The organism is Roseibium denhamense, assembly GCF_009711415.1.
GTDB classification, from domain to species: Bacteria; Pseudomonadota; Alphaproteobacteria; order Rhizobiales; family Stappiaceae; genus Roseibium; species Roseibium denhamense.
Window position 1 is genome coordinate 47201 of the sequence record NZ_SMLZ01000108.1, and the last position, 20542, is coordinate 67742.

The following is a 20542-nucleotide window of genomic DNA, read 5'->3' on the forward strand; positions in this document are numbered from 1 at the left end:
CCGATTACCGGCAGCGCAAACGCCCGTCAAGAAACCGCCCTGCCCGCACTTGCACTGGCGCACGCATCCTGCAATCTAACACCGCTTGTACCTCTTCAGATGGAGCCCGCGATGCGCGCACGCCTTGATATTCCGGTCGGTAATCTGCACCGGATTTCCCATAGATCTGAGATCCTTGGCCGGAACAGGCTCGGCGACACGGCAACGCGGGAGATTATTGTTTACACACCGAACGGCCACGATGGCCACGGCTTGCCGCTTTTGGTGGATATAGTCGGCTTTACCGCCGGGGGCCCGGCCCATGTGAACTGGAAGAACTTCGGCGAGAATGTTCCAGAACGCCTCGACCGCCTGATTCATGATGGGCACATGCCGCCGGTCGCCGTCGCCTTCCCTGATTGTTTCACACGCCTGGGCGGCAATCAGTATATCGATAGCGATGCAATGGGCCCCTGGGCCACATGGCTGACGACCGAGATGCTAGAGGATATCGAAGGGCGCTTTGGTTGCGGCGGCTTTGGAAAACGCGGCCTCTTCGGCAAATCCTCCGGCGGGTACGGCTCGATAATCCACGCCATGCAGCATGCTGACGTTTGGTCCGCGGCCGCGTGCCATTCCGGCGATATGGCTTTTGACCTCTGTTATCTCCCGGAAATGCCTAGCGCATTGCGGGCCATCACGAAAGCGGACTCAATCGAAGCGTTCGTCACCGGATTTGAGAGCGGCCCGAAATATCCGGGCGGGTCATTGCACGACATGATGACCCTTGCCATGGCGGCCACTTACGATCCGGATCCGGATCCGGAGAGCTTTTGCGGTATCCGCCTGCCCGTCGACCCGCACACGTGTGAAATCATCGAAGAGCGGTGGGGCGCCTGGCTGGAATGGGACCCGGTTGAAATTGTCGAACGCCATATCGACGCTCTCAAATCCCTGAAAGGCCTCTGGATCGATTGCGGCGACGTGGACCAGTACAATCTGGTGTATGGCGCCCGCCGCCTGAACGCAAAGCTCTCAGCAGCCGGCGTCGATCATGTTTATGAGGAATACCCGGACAACCATTCCTCGATCGACTACCGGATGGACAAGAGCCTCCCCTTCCTGGCAAACGCACTGAGTTGATCATCTGCATATGGCACTGGAAAAGCGGTAAGAAACCCGCCGCATTCCCCGGTTCATGTGAGCCGGACTGCATCAGGGACGGAGAACCGGAACCGGTTAATCGGGCACTGCTGATCGGTTTCCGGAGAGGATAAACCTGTTCGGGGGTTCGTAACTAAACGCTTGATCTCTTGAAGAAAAAGGCCGGAACTATCCGGCCTTTTACAGTTCAAACAGCGCCGCTACTGCCGGCGGACGAAACAATCACCACCTGCCCCTTGCAGGCTTTCGCAGAGCGAAATCGCTTCCTCTCGGGATCCGGTTGGAATACGGGCCCGGTAGAAAATCCCCCTGTCACCCAGATCAGCAGAAACGATCACCGCATTGCGATTGCCCAGGATCGTCGGGAACCTGCGCTGAAGCCCGGAATAGGCATCACTGGCGGCCGCAGCCGAACGCTGCGAGGTCACCTGAACAATATAGGTTCCAGCTGCGATCGACCCGGATGCCGGTGTGGCCGAAGGTGCGGCCGGAGCCGGCGCAGCAGCTGCTGCAGGTTGTGCCAAGTTCAAGGGCCCGTCATTGCCCGCGGACGGCTGCACGGCAACCGGCGCAGGCGCCTGCGCCACCTGGACCGGCGCATCCGGTTTCTTGCGCGGCGATACCGTGACTAGGTCTGCCGGCGGCGGAGTCGGCGTTTCGTCCGTTGTCGCCGCCTGCGGCTCTTCCACAGACGGGGTTTGGACGGCAGGTTCAGGTGTAGTCGGCTGGGCGACTGCCGGAGTGCCGGGAACCTGTGCCGGTGTGCCCACAACCGGGGAAGTGGTGATCACGCGGGTTCCGTCCGCGGCCGCAGCCGGAGCCGCAGGGGCCGGTACCGTTGGCGTTTGCACGGCTGGCGGCGCAGAAGGTTCAGGCGTGGCCGCGGCGCCGTCAGAAATTATGGTTCCGTCCGGACGCACGACGAGGGTCCTGACCTGACGCGGCGCACCCGGCGCAAGGTCCGCGCCTCCGACGGTGCTGTCAGGAGCCGGCGGCAGTTCTGCAGGCTGGGGTGTGTCCGTTGGAACAAGGCGCTCAGGAGCATTCTCCGTTGTTCCGTCCACCCGGTCATAAATGAGCTTTGCGGACTGGTTGCCACCGGTTTCTTCTGTCTGCTCGGGGAACACCTTCAAAGGTTCCTGCAAACCAAGGATGACCGGAGGCGGTCCGTCCGGAATGGCAACGCCATCATTATCGATCAGAAAGAAGCTGCCAGCTCCGACAAGTGCCACGCCCAGAACACCGGCGGTGACAAATAGCCCCCTGCGGGACTTCTCACGAACATTAGGAACGGCGGTCTGCTCAGCCCTTGAATGCGGCGGCAACACACCCGCACCTGTCAGGCTCGGGTCGCTTTCCTGCATGGCACGCGCCACGGCATCCAGATCATATCCTTCCGGCGGCGGCGGTGTTTCATCTTCATCTGCGATATTCGGCACGCTGCTGGCGGCGGCGGGCCAAGCCATATCGTCAATTGACGCACCCGCTGTCTGGGCGGGCTTGGGCGCGCTGTTTTCCTCCGGCTTGGCCTCGCGGCTGGCGGGGTCAGGGAAATCAAGATCGGCAAACAGGGCGTCAATACCGGCCGCGGACGTATCGGTTTCGGCTTCCGGACCGGTTTTCGAATCGGTTTCAGCAGCCGGATTTAGCGCCGCGAACAAATCATCTTCATTGATCGCCGGGCGCGCAGGCCCGGCCACGCCACTTTCTTGCGCGCCATCATTTACCGGAGGCACGGCTTCAAACGCCGCGCTGCCATATCCATCAGACGTGAACCCGGCAGCCTCCGCCGGCGTGATTGTCTTGTTCAGCGCGCTCGAGCCGTAATCGAAACCGGCTGGTCCGGTCTGATAGCCCTCATAGGAAGCGCGGTTGGCAACCGAACTTTCGGCGCTGGCTTGGATCGCGGTTTCTGCATGATCTTGTGCCGGTTCAAACGCGGCTGAAGGGGTCTGTGCAGGTGCCGCTTCATAGTCATCTGCCGCTGTTGACCGGCCAGGCGTGTCGACCGACTGACGCAAGGCGCCGATCAGCTCATCTTCGAGCCCGGCCGTCAAACTGCTTTCCAGGTCCGGGCCCCTCGGCTCACTGGTTGCCGGTGCAGCCTGTGCCGCCGCTGTTGCAACGTTCTGAAACACCGGATCGACCCGGGGAGCGGCCGGTTGTTCCGGCTCAGCCGGTGTTGTCTGATACGGCCTGTTCATCGCGCTCTGCGCGGTTGTTTCAATCGTGTCCAAATTCGGCACGTCCGGCCAGATTGAGCCCACCTGCCCGCCTGTAGGTGCACTATCCTGACCTTGATGCGCCACAGGCTGATAGTCGTCTTGCGGCTGAAAATCTGAGGGGGTGCTTTGAATAGGCTGGACGTCTGGTTGAACAGGCGCCTGCGGCTCTACAGGTTCTTTGTTTGCCTGATCGTCAAAACGCGGTTCAACAGGCCGCGTGAAAGCGGGTTCAACCCGCCCTCTTTCGGGCTCCGATGACGATCCTGCAAACGCGTCCAATTCTGCAAAGTAGTCGGTACTGCCAACACGGCCGCTGCTCACACCTGCCCCCGGGGTCTTGTTTTTATGAACGATCCGGGCGAGTTCCACGAGGGGATCGTCTGCACCGGGACGTCTGTCACCGTCCCCCGCAGGCGGAGCGTTCTTGTCATTGCGCCGTGTGTCATACTCGTCTGACATGAGCGTTTCGATAACCAGTTCAGTTACGCCACCAACTACCAAGCCTGCGGCTCAAGTGGCAATGACGCGAATTAACGCATTTCCTCAGGAGCTTTTACGCCAAGAATCGAAAGACCTGAACTCAACACCAGAGATACTGCACGAACCAAAGCAAGACGCGCTAGGGTTAATTTCTCGTTACTGGCGTCAATAAAGCGTAATTGCGGCATTTCCTTGCCTCTATTCCAGTGCCCATGAAGTGAACTTGCCAATTCATGGAGGTAGAAAGCGATTCTATGCGGCTCATGTGTGTCAGCAGCTGCTTCAACAACTTTTGGCCATTCCGCCATCTTCGCAATCAGATCAAGTTCGCCAGAATCAGCCAGCAGAGCCAAATCGGCATTCCCAAGGACGGCGTCCTGAAGATCCATGCCGGACAATTCCTCTGACGCCTGGCGCAGCACCGAGCAGCACCGCGCGTGTCCGTACTGAACGTAAAACACGGGATTGTCCTTCGACTGTTCGGTCACCTTCTTGAAGTCGAAATCCAAAGGCGCATCGTTCTTCCGGAACAACATCATGAACCGGACCGGATCCGGCCCCACTTCGTCGACCACTTCGCGGAGCGTGATAAAGTCGCCGGACCGCTTCGACATCTTCACCGGCTCACCGTCCCGCATCAGCTTGACCAGCTGGCAGAAGCGAACGATCACATCCGTCTTGCCGTCCGAAACGGCTTTGCCGACGGCTTGCAAACGTTTCGCATAGCCGCCGTGGTCTGCGCCGAGAACATAAATCGTCTCATCAAAACCACGGTCAAACTTGTCCTGGAAATAGGCGACATCGGCCGCGAAATAGGTATAGGACCCGTCCGACTTCTTCAGTGCCCGGTCGGTGTCGTCGCCAAAATCACTTGCCCGGAACAGGGTCTGTTCACGGTCTTCCCAGTCCTCGGGCACCTGTCCCTTGGGTGGCGGCAGCGTTCCCTCGTAAACAAGCCCTTTTGCCCGAAGGCCATCGAGCATCCTGTCGATCTTGGAAGTGCCGCCGTCGCCGCGCTCATGAAGGGTCTTTTCAGAGAAAAAGACTTCATGGCTCACACCGAGCGCAGCAAGATCAGCGCGGATCAGCTCCAGCATTGCGGACATGGCGCGATCCCGGACGACCGGCAGCCACTTAGCCTCGTCCTTGTCTTTCAACGAACCGCCAAACTCATCTTTCAAAGCAGTTCCCACGGGAACAAGATAATCGCCGGGATAAAGCCCCGAAGGGATTTCCCCAATATCTTCGCCCAAGGCCTCGCGGTATCGCAGGAATGCACTTCTTGCGAGCGTTTCGATCTGCGAACCGGCGTCGTTTATGTAGTATTCCTTGGTGACCGCATTGCCCGCGAAAGCGAGCAAGTTCGCCAGCGCGTCACCAACCACCGCACCGCGAATGTGGCCTACATGCATCGGGCCGGTCGGGTTGGCCGATACGTACTCAACGTTGACCTTCGGCTGCTTGTCGTCCGTCGAGCCGCCAAAGCCGGTGCCCGCCTGCAAAATAGCGCCAAGGATCCGGTGCCAGACCGAAGGGGCGACCCGCAAGTTGATGAAGCCGGGACCGGCGACCGACGTCTCGATCACTTCCGGATCTTTGCCCAATTCCTGAACGAGCTGGTCGGCCAGATCACGCGGCTTCATGCCAAGCGGCTTGGCCAGCACCATGGCAGCGTTGGTCGCCAGATCACCGTGCGCAGTATCACGCGGGGCTTCCACCACGATGCGGGAGACATTAGGCGCATTGCCATCTTTGTCTTTTAAATCAAGCATGTTGATGGCGTTTTTAACGCGCAGAGTGAAGTCTGCGTAAATGTTCATTGCACACACGTCCGGTCGGTTCATCAAAACACAAAGCGCCCGCGCGCAACAACGGATGCTTCCATTGGCGCTACAGGGCGATCAAGTTGGCTCAGCGCCTACCGCAATTCGGGTGTGTCGTCAAACAATCTGCGATGTTCTTCAATTGCATATCGATCGGTCATACCGGCAATATAGTCACAGACGCGCCGCGCAAGTTCGTCGTCTCCCAATTCTTCAAGACCGATGCTCCAGGGTTTTGGCATAAGTCCGGGGTCGGCCAGGAAACCGCGGAAAAGATCCCGGACCACACCGGCAACCAGTTTTCTGACCGCCAACACGTCTTCATGCCGGTAGACGCGGGCAAACAAAAACCGTTTGACCTCTTTTTCGGCAGCTGTCAGCTCCGGTGAGAAGCCGACGATGCAGCGTCCCGCCATACGGATGTCCTGCGCGGATTGCGGGGCCAGTTCAGCCAGGTTCATGAAACCGTGCCGGATTACATCTTCCACCATGCGCGTGATCGAGCGGCGCACGATTTCATGGATCTTGCGGCTTTCTTCAAGGTGGGGATAGGCCCGGTCCACATCCGCCAGAATATCGGCAAGAAAGGGGACTTCGCGCATATCGTCTATGGCAAACAGGCCGGCGCGCAATCCATCATCGAGATCATGGGCGTCATAGGCAATATCATCTGCAATCGCCGCCGCCTGAGCCTCGGCGCCCGGCCATGTCCCTAGCAACAGGTCCTGGCGTTCGGCATAGCTGCGGATCGCGAACGGCAACTGACCGCCGGCAAACTTTCCGAGCGGCGCGCCCGTACCGTCCACCAACGGCCCATTGTGTTTGACGAGACCTTCCAGCGTTTCCCAGGCAAGGTTCAATCCGTCAAACTCGGCATACCGCTGTTCAAGATGCGTTACGACACGCAAGGATTGAGCATTATGGTCAAAGCCCCCGAAAGGTGCCATGCAATCATGCATGACGTCCTCCCCCTCATGACCGAACGGCGTGTGACCGAGGTCGTGAGACAAGGCAAGGCATTCCGCAAGGTCCTCATCGAGTTTGAGCGCGCGGGCCAGTGACCGGGCGATTTGGGAAACTTCAATCGTATGCGTCAAACGGGTGCGGTAGTGATCACCTTCATGATAGACGAACACCTGTGTCTTGTGCTTGAGCCGCCGGAAGGCAGACGAATGGATGATCCGGTCTCTGTCCCGCTGAAACGGCGTCCGCGTCGGGCTCTCGGGTTCCTTGAACAAGCGCCCCCGGCTCCTGAGAGGATTTTCAGCGTAGTTTGCGCGGGATTGAGCGCCAAACCCCAGTTCCGGCTTGATATCGTTCCAAGCGTCAGTCACGAATTGCCCCAATCAGCTTTGTCGCGGCGCAGCCTGGGTCACTCATTGACGCGGGCGTCCGCAAAACTTACTTATCTTGTAATGCCAGTCACAAACCGCCTTTGCATGGCAGAGGCGAAGCGAGTCAGTAAAAAATGACCGAAACACTTGAAAATCAAGTAACAGTCAGTGATCGCGCTGCCAAGCGCATCGCAAAGATATTGTCCAAGGAAGCGGACGGAAGCATGCTGCGCATCAGTGTTGAGGGCGGTGGCTGTTCCGGACTGCAGTACAAGTACGATGTTGTCGATACCCGTGAAAGCGATGATTTCGTCATTGAACGGGCAGGCGCCGTTGTTCTGATCGATTCGGTCTCGCTGCAATACATGAGCGGATCCGAGGTCGATTTCGTTGATGACCTGATCGGCCAGGCCTTTCAGATCAATAACCCGCATGCTGTTGCAGGCTGCGGCTGCGGAACGAGTTTTACAATCTAGTGCATGTGCAGTAGCAAACCGCACTGACGGGGTGGGCCCCGTCCCGCCAGATCAGTGAACCGACGGAACCTCATCCATGAAAATCGCCACCTGGAACATAAACGGCGTGAAAGCGCGCTTGAATACCGTTCTGGAGTGGCTTCAAAAGTCCTCCCCGGACATTGCCTGTTTTCAGGAAATAAAATCTCAGGATGAGGGGTTTCCCCGTCAAGCTTTCGAAGATCTCGGCTACAATGTGGAGACCCACGGCCAGAAGGGCTTTAACGGGGTCGCCCTTCTTTCCAAGAGCCCCCTTGAAGATGTTCAACGCGGGCTCCCAGGTGACGAGACCGACGAACAGGCCCGCTACATTGAGGCAACTGTGTCGACGGAAACCGGTGCAATCCGGTTTGGCTGCCTGTACCTTCCAAACGGCAACCCGCTTGGCACCGAAAAATTTCCCTACAAGCTCGGCTGGATGGACAGGCTCCACATCCATACGCAAAAGCGGCTGGCAGAGGAGACGCCGTTCCTCCTTCTCGGTGACTACAATGTCATCCCAGACCCCGTGGATGCCAAAAACCCGGAGAACTGGACGGACGACGCCTTGTTTCAGCCCGAAAGCCGTCAGCGTTTCCGCAGCTTGACACACCTCGGCTTTACCGAGGCGGTCCGGTCGTGCACAGAAGCGGAACAGACCTACACGTTCTGGGACTACCAAGCGGGCGCTTGGCAAAAAAATAACGGCATCCGGATCGACCACATCCTGATGTCACCGCAAGCCACGGACAGACTAAATGGATGCGGCATCGACAAGCATGTGCGTGGCTGGGAAAAACCCTCTGACCACGTCCCGGTCTGGGTCCAGCTGGCCGCATAAGAGTAGCCAATCCAAGTTAGGAAGGCCCGGACCGCCCGGACGCCACGTTGCGGGCTAGGCTTGTGAAGCATTCGTGCGGCGGCGGCACCCGCCGCGTCTGTCTTGTGCGCAATCCAGTGATCCACAACGCCCGGACGCAGCGTAAATACCCATTGCAGACAGATCCTGCCATGCTAATCTGGTGATCAATGGGATAACGACTTGGCGTTCTTCGTCCGCTCTGCCGTTATGCGGACCTTCTTCTTCTGACAGCCATTGCCTGTCGGGCCGGATTAGTCTGGCCTATGCGGTTGCTCTCGGCCTCCTTACAGCGGTCACGCTCGCACCAACGGCGTCCCTCGCCCAAGCGGCAACAGGACCGAACGTTCCCTGTACCTGCCGTTACCAGGGTGAAGACTACGGGATCGGAGAATCCATCTGCGTCAGCAGGAGCAGCGGGACACAATTGCTGACCTGTTCCATGGTTCTCAACAACACCTCCTGGAAAATGAGCAACACGCCTTGCCCGGTCACCTTCCTGGACACGCCTGATACGCAGTCCGGCAAAGTGGACACGGCGTCCAATATCGAACGGGCGCTCAAGAGCTTGCCACCCGCAGTCCAGGCTTTGTTTTAGGCAGAATGAAAATTGAGACTGGGCAGCCGCCGCCTTGAACCCAAGGCTGTTCCTGCCAGCGGCGTCTATTGCGTTGGCACCTGCTGGGCAGTCTGCAAGTCCGGTCGATGGGTTTTCAACCAGGTGTCAGCCATGATCCGGGCCTGCTGGCGGATCGGCTCGGAAGACACAGCGAAATACTGTTCATGCAAACCATTGATCCAGGCTGCGTCAGTTCCTGCGGCCTGCTCGCGGGCGATGGTCAGCCACATGAGGCCGCTCGCCCGGTTGCTGTCGGATTTGCCCAGCGAAAACAGGGTTTCCCCCAAACGGGCCTGAGCTTCCACATGGCCCTTATCCGCCGCGAGGTTGTACCAACGGACCGCCATTTTGTGGTCATTCGCCTGGCTCAACTGGCCAAGCGTGTACTGCGCTTCAGCGTCACCGAAAACCATGGCCGCAATCCGGAAGCTGTTATGCGCCTTGGCAATGTCACGCTCGACAGCCCCCTCGATCCCGTGAAGATAATAGTTGCCGAGCGCCACAAAGGCACTGCGGACAAATGAGGCTTGCGGCCCTTCAGGCGCTTCGTGGCCGTGCTGACGGATAATCTGGCTGTAGTACTGAAATGCTTTCAGGTCGTCCTCGGCCACACCGTCGCCGTGCGCATACATCTCGCCCAGCTTCCAGGCGGCACCGGGCTGCCCCTGCTCAGCGGCATATTGGAGAGAACTGAGGGCGGCGGATTTATCGCCGGAGTAATAATGGCGCAAACCGGTCTGCAGCGCCTCCCAAGGGCCAATCGGGGCAGGCGAAATCTGTTCAGACGGAGCCGATTGACCATCAAACGCAAGCGCGGGGGCCGCGTTCAAAGACACGGCAAATGCGCCGAGCGCGATTGCAGCGTATCTGAGGTTAGGATGGCTCATTTTTTGTTCTGCTTCCCAGTCATTCTATTATTTGCCGGACAACGCCCAGCCTACCGACGGGCGACATCCCGGTTATTATGGTGCCAGCGCTCAGCGCTTTTGCTTTTCCCAATTTCCCGATCCTGAACCGATCACCGGCTCTGCGGATCTTCCCGAATATGGACACCCATTTCGTCCGAAGTTGGGCCGGAATAAGCTCATTCCGGCACCTTTGGGCGGAACCTTTGCCCCAATTGGCCTGGACGGCAGGCTCCAATTCAGCGGCCTAATGGGTGTATGGCAAACATGGCCGAACATGGGCAGCAATCCCCTTCTGATGCCTCGCCGGTGAGTTTGCCTGCAGGTGTTGCCAATTAGGCACAAATTGCCGCTCACCCATCCATGAGTTCAACACAGTCAGGTTGACGATCGGTTTCCACGGTCCGCGCGGTCTATCTGTTGAAAACCAGTGCAAATTCCCGATTTACGCGGTTGTTCTACATTTGTCCTTCAAACGCATACCCGTTTCGGTGTATTGCTTCGGGCTGAACATAATTCTACCGATCAATGCGTCAGGCGATTTGGAATGAGTGCAAAAAACGATCTCTTTGCTGGCAATGCGGCCGTTTCCGCTTCTATCCCGGAGACAGCCCCTGCTCCGAAGCCGCAGAGGACACCTACTCCAGCGCCTGAGACCAACGAGTACTCCGCAGCCGATATTGAAGTGCTGGAGGGCCTCGAGCCCGTCCGCCGCCGCCCTGGAATGTATATCGGCGGCACCGATGAAAAAGCATTGCATCATCTTTTTGCGGAAGTCATCGACAACTCGATGGACGAGGCGGTCGCGGGCCATGCGACTTGGATTGACGTTACCCTGGGCGCGGATGGCTATTTGACGATTGTCGATAACGGCCGCGGCATACCGGTGGATCCACATCCGAAATTTAAGGACAAGTCCGCACTCGAAGTCATCATGACGACACTCCATGCAGGCGGTAAGTTCGACAGCAAGGTGTATGAAACGTCGGGCGGCCTGCATGGTGTCGGTGTCTCGGTCGTGAATGCCTTGTCGGAAGAACTGGTCGTCGAGGTCGCAAGGGCGCGCAAGCTTTACCGGCAGACTTTCCGGCGCGGTCAGCCTCAGGGCGGCCTTGAAAATGTCGGCGACACACAAAACCGCCGCGGGACATCGGTACGGTTCAAGCCCGATCAGGAGATCTTCGGGAAAGGCGCGAAGTTTCAGCCTGCCCGCCTGCTCAAGATGGCACGCTCAAAAGCGTATCTGTTCGGCGGCGTCGAAATACGCTGGCATTGTGCTCAAGAGCTTTTGAGCGAGAAGGACGAAACACCGGCGGATGCAGTCTTCCACTTCCCCGGCGGTTTGAAGGACTTTCTCGGCGAAAAACTTGCCAAGGAGCGCCGCGTTGTCGAAGACGTGTTCGCAGGCAGGACAGACAAGACCGGCAAGCACGGGTCTGTTGAATGGGCTGTCAGCTGGTTCGCCGGCGATGGCTTCGTCAATTCCTACTGTAATACGGTTCCAACGCCCGAAGGCGGCACGCATGAGGCAGGCTTCCGCTATGCCCTCCTGCGCGGCCTGAAAGCCTATGGCGAACTGACCAGCAACAAAAAGGCCGCCCTCATCACGGGCGATGATGTCATGACATCCGCTGGCGGCATGCTGTCGGTTTTCATCCGCGAACCCGAGTTTGTCGGCCAGACCAAAGACAAACTCGCAACCAACGAAGCCACGCGCATCACTGAAAATGCGGTCCGTGACGCATTCGACCACTGGCTGACGGCCTCTCCGAACCAGGCCAACAAGCTTCTGGAATGGGTCATTGACCGGGCCGAAGAACGTTTGCGCCGGCGGCAAGAGAAAGACGTTGCCCGCAAGACAGCGGTCCGGAAACTGCGTTTGCCCGGCAAACTTGCCGATTGTTCGGCCAATCAGGCGGATAACACCGAGCTGTTCATCGTGGAGGGCGACTCGGCGGGCGGGTCGGCCAAACAGGCGCGGAACCGGTCCAATCAGGCTGTCCTTCCCTTGCGCGGCAAGATTTTGAACGTTGCCAATGCCGGCCGGGACAAGCTGGCATCCAATCAGCAGCTCGCAGATCTTATCCAGGCGCTTGGCTGCGGAACGCGGTCAAGCTACCGGGATGAAGACCTGCGGTATGACCGGGTCATCATCATGACCGACGCGGATGTGGACGGCGCTCACATCGCCTCGCTGCTCATTACGTTCTTCTACCGGGAAATGCCGGAAATGATCCGGCAAGGCCATTTGTATCTGGCCGTTCCGCCGCTCTACCGCCTCAGCCAAGGCGGAAAAACAGTCTATGCACGCGATGATGCCCACAAGGACGAGCTGCTAGGCACCGTGTTCAAGGGCAAGTCGAAAGTGGAGATTGGCCGGTTCAAAGGCCTTGGTGAGATGTTGCCGGCACAGCTGAAAGAAACAACGATGGACCCTGCAAAACGGTCCCTCCTTCAGGTGTCGGTCGAGGAAGACGCGATTGCAGAAACAAATGACTCCGTCGAACAACTCATGGGCAACAAGCCGGAAGCCCGCTTCCGCTTCATCCAGGAAAATGCGGAGTTTGCCGAAGACCTGGATATATGACCTTGGGTAAAAACGTTTGCGTTGCACCTTGAAAAAAGGTTACTGCATAGAACGGTGACCACTACATGCCAATTTGTTGCGTTGTGCCAGGCCCATGCTAACCCGCGTATATAGTCTGATAGACCGCCGCCACCGGCCGCTCCGCAACCACGTTTATCTGGTATTTCCGGACTTCAATATTGCCTATGCCCGCGTTAACGAGACCGCGTTCAAATTGCTTGAACCAGTTTTGCTCAAACTTGCCGGCATTCACGACATCTCTCCGTGTCCCGGACACTTTGACCGGGAAGAACTGGTTTCCGAAACCAAACTTTTTCATGGAAACGTCGAGCTCCTGACCGCTCGCGAACTGAAAAGACGGTATCCGGACATTAAAACCGTTGCCTGGGTGCAAAATCCGCTGCACCGTCTTGCCTATTGCTATGAAAAAATCATCAAAGGCGCCGGTGGACTGCCGTACTACTACGGAGAGCGCCGGTTCTCCCCTGATATGACGCCTGAAGACTTTGTATCCCAGGTTGCCGCAATTTCGGACCTTGAAGCCGACAACCTGTTCCGGAGCCAGTGGACCGCCCTCACCCACAAAGGCCAGTTCATCCCGGATCTGGTGCTTCAAGTCGAACAATATGACTGCGCGCTTTCAGACTTCCTGACCGCGACACAGCTGGACTGCCCGCCGGACATGCCGGAGCGTTTCAGTCCTTCAGATTTCGTTTCTAGCGAAACGCTCAACGCCTTCAGCAGTGATCCCGTCTCTGCCCGGATCGCCAAACGCTACCGGAATGACTACCAGGCGTTTTATGAGGGGCGCTTGGCCGCCCAATAGACGATCCAGCCGGTCAAAAACTGCCGGTTCTGCCGTCCAATTATCCCAGGTGCACGGTATTCAGGTTCCAAACACTTTGAAAACTATTTCGACGGCAAGCAACCGGCAGATCGCATTGCTGGGTTTTTCAAGACGAGAAATTAACTGAGATGGCAAACTTGCCCAAAAATACTCGAATTTCTCCCGATTTAAACTCACTGGATTATTGACACTTGAGCGCTGGACTGTAGGGTGTGCGCAAATCTGCGCGACTGGAATCCGTCCAGGCGCCGAACAATTTAAATTCACAACATCCGGGCAACCCGCTCTATGGCATTTGATACTCTCGGTCTTAGCGAGAAGGTCCTCGCTGCAGTTGAAGCAGCAGGTTATAAAGAACCTACAGCGATCCAATCAGGCGCGATCCCCCAGGTTCTTGAACGGCGCGACATCCTTGGGATTGCGCAAACCGGAACGGGCAAAACGGCAAGCTTCACGCTGCCCATGCTCACCCTTCTGGAAAAAGGCCGTGCCCGCGCCCGGATGCCCCGTACGCTTATTTTGGAGCCGACCCGGGAACTTGCCGCTCAGGTTCAAGAGAACTTTGAGAAATACGGCACCAATCACAAATTGAATGTCGCGCTTTTGATCGGCGGCGTCTCTTTTGCCGAACAAGACAAGAAACTGGACCGCGGAACTGACGTGCTGATCGCGACCCCGGGCCGTTTGCTTGATCATTTCGAACGCGGAAAACTGCTCCTCCAAGGTGTCGAAATTCTCGTCATCGACGAGGCGGACCGGATGCTCGACATGGGCTTCATTCCGGACATTGAGCGCATCTGCAAACTGATCCCGTTCACCCGGCAGACGCTGTTCTTCTCCGCAACCATGCCGCCTGAAATTCAGCGTCTGACAGAGACTTTTCTGCAGAACCCGGCCCGGATCGAAGTGGCCCCGACCTCCTCGACCAATGACAGCGTTACGCAGGTTCTCAAAGCGTCCCAGCCGAAGGACTTTGAGAAGCGCGAGACTTTGCGCGAGTTGCTTCAGGAAGCCGAAGACCTGAAAAACGCAATCGTCTTTTGCAACCGCAAACGGGATGTGTCGACACTGTTCCGCTCTCTCGAACGGCATGATTACAGTGTTGGGGCGCTTCATGGCGACATGGACCAGCGCACCCGGATGATGATGCTTGATAACTTCCGCAAGGGCACTATTAAACTTCTTGTCGCGAGCGACGTTGCTGCCCGCGGCCTGGACATTCCGGAAGTAAGCCACGTCTTTAACTTTGACGTGCCGATCAACGCGGAAGACTACGTGCACAGGATCGGACGTACCGGCCGTGCGGGACGCAAGGGCACTGCCTACACTTTGGTAACCGGTGACGATCAGAAATACCTGTCTGCAATCGAAGCCCTTATCAAGAAATCCATTGATTGGCAGGGAGAGCCGATCGACTTCGAAGAGGCTGCCAAGGAACGCAAGTCGCGCCGGAAATCGGGCAAAAGCCAGAAGGCCAAGACAAACGACAATGAGGCAGCAGAGGCTCCGGCCAAACCGGCCCGCCGCCAGCGCGGTGGCTCCAAGTCCAGAAGTGAAAGCGTGGAGCAACCCGAAGTGCAAACCGAACAGGCAGGACCGTCACCTGTGTCAAACATCAGTCAGCGACAGCCCGTGAAAAAGCAGAAAAACAGCCGTCAGGAACCCGCCTTTGGGGCAGGCGTTCATATCCCGGCTTTCCTTCTGAGAGAGCCCCGGCCCAAAAAAGCGTCGTAACGTCACTTATCCGCTGACTTTACCGTTACGCTTAATCGCTTCTTAATTCTTCCAGCCGACCTTGGAACCTGATCTTGCGACCATGTGGGGTGGATTCGCAGGAGATGGATGAGAGAAGCTATGTCTGACGAAGATGATCATAAACGCACCATCACTTATGGTGAGTCTGCGATCGGCTATATCAAAAAGAATACGCTGCCCGCTTATCCGCGCTCTTACGAGCTCTGGTACACCTATTCTGCTGGATATAATCAGGGACTGAACAGAGCTGTCAACGAAACCATCAAGGAACATGGCCGGATCAGCACAGACCATATGCTGAACCTTTACGGCCGCTTCCTCTCCCCCACACGCCTGGGCGACCGCCTCGATGAGGTCGGGACAAAAGTTTCAAGTGAAGTCGAAGAACTCGTTGAGACGCTCAAGTTGAGCGCTGATGCCACGTCCGACTACGGAACGGCGCTGGAGCAGGCCGGGGAACGGATCAAATCCGTCAAGGATGCCAGCAAGCTGCAAATGTATGTGACGCATTTGGTCAAATCGACACAAAACGCGGTCGTGTCGAACCGGAAGCTGGAAACGCAGCTCTTGGAATCCAAAAAGCATATCGAAAAGCTGCAATCGTCCTTGGAAGCGATTCGGTACGAGTCGCTTACAGACGAGCTGACTACGCTCAACAACCGCAAACACTTTGAAAACTCAATCGAACGTGTGATCGAACACGCAAAGGAGAGCCGCCGTGGCTTTACCTTGCTGATGACGGACATCGATCACTTTAAGAAGTTCAACGACACCTATGGCCACCAGACCGGAGATCAGGTTCTAAGGCTTGTCGCACTTGCCGTGAAACAGAACATCAAGGGCGAAGACGTTGCCTGCCGGTATGGCGGCGAAGAGTTTGCCCTGATCCTGCCGCATACCGGGCTGACCGAAGCTGTGGATATCGGCGAGCGGATCCGGGAAGCCGTGCAGTCCAAGGAACTGGTCAAACGTTCAACAGGTGAAAACCTTGGCCGGGTTACGATTTCGATCGGCGTTGCTCACTTCCGTCCGCATGACACATCACACAGCATTGTTTCGCGCGCGGATGAAGCGCTTTATGCCGCAAAGGCAGACGGCCGCAACAACGTGAAAACCGAAGACGATCTCAGCGAAAACTCTGGCAAGGAACATGTCGCCTGATCTGGGCAGACAAATCCTTCGCGCATTCCCGGCCCTTTCCGAAAACACCTCACAGAGCTTCAAGCGCTGGCGTTTAATCCCATTTGCCAGAAATCCGCTTCCAGACGGCTAGCCTTTTCAAACAGGGACAGCACACGAGGATATCGCGTTTCGGTGAGATAGGCCTCTCCGGTTCTGTCCATCCAGGCACCAAACCCCTTTGCCAGGTCCTGATAGGCATCGCCGCCGTATTCCAGGACCCACCTGTGATAAGGATTTGCCTCGGCTGCCGAACCACCCTTCAAGAGCGCTGCTCCGATTTCCGCATAGCCAATCACACACGGAGCAAGGGCCGCCTGGAGGTCAAGAAGGTCACCGGACATGCCAGCGTCAAGCACAAACCGCGTGTAGGCCATGGTCGGCGTATCTTCGGGCGCCTTTTCAATATCTTCGCGCGACATGCCCCAGGAGCCGCAAAGCTCCAGATGCAGGTCCAGCTCAACATCGAGAATCGCCTTCACGCCTTCCAGGGATTGGCGCATGTCATCGACGCTCGGGCTCTTATAGACAGCAAGCGCATAGGCCCGGGCAAACTGGATCAAAAACAGATAATCCTGCACCAGATAGTGCTTGAAGGCATTTAGGGGAAGCTCACCGCTGCCAAGTTGGCGTACAAATTCATGGTCAACGTAAGCCGACCATTGCGGTGCCGCTTCCGCCTTCAACCGATCAAAAAGTTTCACTGGAAAAGATCCGATATGTACAGGTGTTATTGAGGGCGCGCCATCGCGGGCAGTTCCGCCGCCTGAAGCGACACGGACTCACCGCAGCCACAGGCAGAAACCTCATTCGGATTTTTAAAGATAAATCCCGAACGGAACTTGGTCACTTCAAAATCCATCTCGGTGCCGAGCAAAAAGAGAACTGCTGACGGATCCACAAAGATTTTGGCGCCCTTGTCTTCGATCAGATCGTCGCCTGGTTTCGCTTCTTCGACCAGGTCCATGGCGTATTCCATGCCTGCGCAGCCACCTTTTTTGATCCCGACCCGCAGACCCAGAGCAGGCTTGTCAGCGTTTTCAACGAGTTCGCAGACCCGTTCCGCAGCGGCGTCGGTCAAAGTCAGAACCTGGAATTTAGCGGCAGAAGCCATCATTTCCTCTCAAGCAGACACAGGAGTTTAACCTGATATAGGAACTCAGCTTAAGGATACAAACGGAAGAACTCAATACCAGTTGAGTGCGACCTTGGCTTCATCGGACATACGATCCGGTGTCCAGGGCGGGTCGAACACCATATCAACTGTCACCGGCCCAACACCCGCAACGGAGGCGACGGCATTTTCGACCCATCCGGGCATCTCTCCGGCCACCGGACAGCCTGGCGCTGTCAGGGTCATATCGATGTTGATGGACCGGTCGTCCTCGATATCCACCTTGTAGATCAAACCCAGCTCATAGATGTCACACGGGATTTCCGGATCGTAGACGGTTTTCAACGCGCCGATAATATCCGTCGTGAGCTGCTCAAGCTCGGCTTGAGGTATAGCGCACTTTCCAGACACTTCAGCCTGAGGCGCTTCACCAGCGGTGTTCGTATCGATTGTTGTTGCATCTTCCATCTTGGAACCGTCCTTACCCAAAGAAGCTCTGGGCTTTCAAAAGCGCATCATACAATGCGTCCACTTCGGAGTGCGTGTTGTACATGCCGAAACTTGCCCTGCATGTAGAGGTAACACCATATCTTGCCAAGAGCGGCTGAGCGCAATGGGTCCCGGCCCGGACGGCAACCCCGGCCCGGTCGATGATTGTCGCAACATCGTGCGCGTGGGCACCCTGAATTTCAAAGGACACAATCGCGCCTTTTCCCGGGGCCTCTCCAAAAATACGCAAAGAATTGATTTCCTTGAGCTTCTGATGCGCATAAGACTTCAGTTCAGCTTCATGGCGGGCAATCGCATCGCGGCCAATCGCATCCATGTAGTCAAGCGCTGCGCCCAAACCAATCGCCTGAACGATGGGTGGCGTTCCCGCCTCAAACCGGTGCGGAGGATCATTGTATGTGATGGTGTCTTCCATCACATCGAGGATCATTTCCCCGCCGCCCTGGAAAGGGCGGAGTTTCTTCAGCCATTCCGGCTTGCCCCACAAGACGCCGATCCCGGACGGGCCATAAACCTTGTGTCCGGTGAAGGCATAAAAATCACACTCAAGCTCCTGCACATCAACATGCATATGAACCGCAGCCTGGCTGCCATCGACCAGCACCGGTATCCCGCGGTCATGTGCAATCCGGCAAACTTCCTTGATGGGAACAACAGTTCCCAGGACGTTCGACATATGCGTGATGGCCACCAGCTTTGTGCGGTCGCTCAACGCATCCTTGAAGGCATCGAGATCAAAGGACCCATCCTCGCGGACATAGACCCATTTCAACACCGCGCCATTGCGTTCGCGGTGGAAATGCCAGGGCACAATGTTCGAGTGATGTTCCATGATGGACATAACAATCTCGTCACCAGCGCCAAAGTAATCCGGCCCCAGGCCATAAGACACCAGGTTGATGGCCTCGGTGGTCGACTTGGTAAAGACCACCTCGTCAACGCTGCCAGCGTTCAGGAACCGGCGCACCTTCTCGCGCGCAGCCTCATAGGCATCCGTTGCCGCATTGGACAGAAAATGCAAGCCGCGGTGAACATTGGCATATTCGTTTGAATAGGCTTCGCTCACGGCGTCTATGACCGCCTTCGGCTTTTGTGCAGATGCTCCGTTGTCGAGATAAACCAATGGTTTGCCATAGACTTCGCGCGACAGGATCGGGAAATCCGCCCGGATCGCGTCGACATCATAGCTAGAGGGAACGGTGTTCGTCTCGGCGGTTGCGACTGTCATGCGCCGCGGCTCCTTATTCCAAAATCTCTTTCCACGAACATGAGTCTACTGGCTGTGGAAACCAGGGTCATGCGCGGATTTGACCAACCCGCGCACGCTATTCAGTCTTAGTGATCAGCGAGCCACTCGCGCACGCGCTGTTCAAGGCCTTCGGTCACGTCCTCTTCGCCGTATTCTTCAATCGCTTCCGACAAGAACGCCAGAACGAGAAGCGTCTTCGCCTCGGCTTCCGGAATGCCACGGGCGCGCAGATAGAACAGCAGATCCTCGTCCATCTGGCCACTGGTGGCACCATGGGCGCAAATCACGTCATCGGCGAAGATCTCGAGCTCAGGCTTGTTTGCCATTTCCGCCGTTTCGGACAGAAGCAAGGCCTGGGTCATCATTTCGCCGTCGGTCTTCTGGGCGTGCGGCGCGACATTGATCCGGCCCTGGTAAACCCCGCGCGCTTCACCGTCGAGGACGGTCTTGAAGAATTCACGGCTGTTACAGTGCGGCACCGCGTGGTCGACGATCAAGGTTTGGTCGGCAAGGTCGGATCCACCAGCCATCGACACGCCGTAGATCTTGGCCTCCGAGTGTTCGCCGGTGAAATTGACGAACTGCTGGTTACGCACGAATTTCGGCCCGGCAACAAAGCCGAGAGACTTGAATTCAGCTTCCGCGCCAAGGGTCGCAATCGTCGTGAACAAACGCGCAGCGTCCGCTTTTCCGGTGATCAGGCGGGTCGCCGCGAGATTGGCCTTGTCTTCAACCGTGTAGTCGAAAACAGCATTGATCTCGCCCGTTCCACTCTCCCCGACGAAGGTCTCAAGCAATCGGATATTCGCCCCCTCGCCTACCTTCACGGTGTTGCGGACGACCTGTCCGCCGGCGCTTGTGGCCACATGCACGATTTCAACAGGCTTGGAGACGTCCACACCCGCTTTTACGGAGAGAATAATGCCGCCCTGGACGAACGCCGTGTTCATGGCCACGACCCCATCGTTGGGTCCAGTCTTGGGCGATGCCAGCAGCAGCGTTGCATCTTCCGTGTCCAGCGCAGCAGTGATGCTGGAGACCGTGACGCCTTCGGCTGCCAGCGCCTCAGTATCCGAGAGATCCCCGGCAAACGCGCCATTGGCGATAACGATCCGGAACCGGTCAAGATCTCCAAAGGTGTCGGCTGCCGCGACCGCAGCCTTGGCCGCATCCAGATTTGCCTTTTCCGCCAGCGGAGCCGCCGAATTCATGAAGGCGCGCAGGTCGGAATACTTGTATTCCTCGACACGCCGGTGCGGCAGGCCCTTGTCACGGATCTGGCCGATGGCAGCATCACGCAGAGCCGAGACGGCCACCGACCCTGCAAGACTGCCCTTGGCAGCCTCATAGCGCTCGATCAGCTCGCTTTCGGCTTGTGTGTTCCTGATGGGTGCATTTGCGTTCATGTCGCGGCTCCTA

General features: G+C 57.2%; 17 protein-coding genes. 8 read left to right on the plus strand and 9 right to left on the minus strand.

The genetic code is table 11. From position 1 onward, the window contains the following. The first annotated feature begins 111 nt into the window (after positions 1–111). A complete protein-coding gene (locus E1180_RS11655; RefSeq protein WP_155191359.1) occupies positions 112–1122 on the plus strand; it encodes an alpha/beta hydrolase in 1011 nt (336 codons plus the stop codon). Positions 1123–1343: 221 nt separating this feature from the next. On the opposite strand, the gene E1180_RS11660 is transcribed toward E1180_RS11655, so the two are convergent. The 3 genes from E1180_RS11660 to E1180_RS11670 form a co-directional block, all read right to left on the minus strand. Then, positions 1344–3869 (minus strand): SPOR domain-containing protein, encoded by a 2526-nt coding sequence (locus tag E1180_RS11660; protein WP_155191360.1) that lies wholly within the window; start codon positions 3867–3869, stop codon positions 1344–1346. A 29-nt stretch (positions 3870–3898) separates the two neighbouring features. Then, on the minus strand, positions 3899–5668 hold the full coding sequence (gene argS / locus E1180_RS11665) for an arginine--tRNA ligase (RefSeq protein WP_155191361.1): 1770 nt from the start codon (positions 5666–5668) through the stop codon (positions 3899–3901). A 98-nt stretch (positions 5669–5766) separates the two neighbouring features. Next, positions 5767–7005: a deoxyguanosinetriphosphate triphosphohydrolase gene (locus E1180_RS11670; RefSeq protein ID WP_425280913.1), complete on the minus strand. Its 1239-nt coding sequence runs from the start codon at positions 7003–7005 to the stop codon at positions 5767–5769. A gap of 134 nt (positions 7006–7139) precedes the next feature. On the opposite strand from E1180_RS11670, the gene E1180_RS11675 reads away from it, so the two are divergent. The 3 genes from E1180_RS11675 to E1180_RS11685 all read left to right on the plus strand — a co-directional run bounded on the left by E1180_RS11675 (position 7140) and on the right by E1180_RS11685 (position 8956). After that, a complete protein-coding gene (locus E1180_RS11675) occupies positions 7140–7481 on the plus strand; it encodes a HesB/IscA family protein (protein WP_155191363.1) in 342 nt (113 codons plus the stop codon). 76 nt (positions 7482–7557) lie between these two features. Further along, complete coding sequence (gene xth, locus E1180_RS11680; RefSeq protein WP_155191364.1) at positions 7558–8340, plus strand: exodeoxyribonuclease III; 783 nt, start codon at positions 7558–7560, stop codon at positions 8338–8340. Between the two features lie 181 nt (positions 8341–8521). Beyond that, entirely contained in the window at positions 8522–8956 is a 435-nt protein-coding gene (locus E1180_RS11685; RefSeq protein WP_155191365.1) for a hypothetical protein, read from the plus strand. 65 nt (positions 8957–9021) lie between these two features. On the opposite strand, the gene E1180_RS11690 is transcribed toward E1180_RS11685, so the two are convergent. After that, positions 9022–9864 carry a tetratricopeptide repeat protein gene (locus E1180_RS11690; protein WP_155191366.1) on the minus strand — a complete coding sequence of 281 codons (843 nt, stop codon included), beginning with the start codon at positions 9862–9864 and terminating at the stop codon, positions 9022–9024. A 565-nt stretch (positions 9865–10429) separates the two neighbouring features. Here E1180_RS11690 and parE point away from each other — a divergent pair. From parE to E1180_RS11710, 4 genes are all read left to right on the plus strand, one after another. Next, entirely contained in the window at positions 10430–12469 is a 2040-nt protein-coding gene (gene parE / locus E1180_RS11695) for a DNA topoisomerase IV subunit B (RefSeq protein WP_155191367.1), read from the plus strand. A 94-nt stretch (positions 12470–12563) separates the two neighbouring features. Then, entirely contained in the window at positions 12564–13295 is a 732-nt protein-coding gene (locus E1180_RS11700) for a sulfotransferase family 2 domain-containing protein (protein ID WP_155191368.1), read from the plus strand. Between the two features lie 309 nt (positions 13296–13604). Further along, positions 13605–15050 (plus strand): DEAD/DEAH box helicase, encoded by a 1446-nt coding sequence (locus tag E1180_RS11705; RefSeq protein ID WP_155191369.1) that lies wholly within the window; start codon positions 13605–13607, stop codon positions 15048–15050. Between the two features lie 120 nt (positions 15051–15170). Then, positions 15171–16232, plus strand: coding sequence for a GGDEF domain-containing protein (locus E1180_RS11710; protein WP_155191370.1), 1062 nt, complete (start codon positions 15171–15173; stop codon positions 16230–16232). 59 nt (positions 16233–16291) lie between these two features. Here the strand turns inward: E1180_RS11710 and tenA are convergent, their stop codons facing one another. The 5 genes from tenA to sufD form a co-directional block, all read right to left on the minus strand. Next, positions 16292–16954: a thiaminase II gene (gene tenA, locus E1180_RS11715; RefSeq protein ID WP_283404603.1), complete on the minus strand. Its 663-nt coding sequence runs from the start codon at positions 16952–16954 to the stop codon at positions 16292–16294. Positions 16955–16980: 26 nt separating this feature from the next. Then, a complete protein-coding gene (gene sufA / locus E1180_RS11720) occupies positions 16981–17364 on the minus strand; it encodes a Fe-S cluster assembly scaffold SufA (RefSeq protein ID WP_155191493.1) in 384 nt (127 codons plus the stop codon). Between the two features lie 72 nt (positions 17365–17436). Beyond that, on the minus strand, positions 17437–17832 hold the full coding sequence (locus E1180_RS11725; protein WP_155191371.1) for an SUF system Fe-S cluster assembly protein: 396 nt from the start codon (positions 17830–17832) through the stop codon (positions 17437–17439). A gap of 13 nt (positions 17833–17845) precedes the next feature. Beyond that, entirely contained in the window at positions 17846–19102 is a 1257-nt protein-coding gene (locus tag E1180_RS11730; RefSeq protein ID WP_155191372.1) for a cysteine desulfurase, read from the minus strand. Between the two features lie 107 nt (positions 19103–19209). Continuing rightward, positions 19210–20529: a Fe-S cluster assembly protein SufD gene (gene sufD / locus E1180_RS11735; protein WP_155191373.1), complete on the minus strand. Its 1320-nt coding sequence runs from the start codon at positions 20527–20529 to the stop codon at positions 19210–19212. Between the last annotated feature and the right edge of the window lie 13 nt (positions 20530–20542).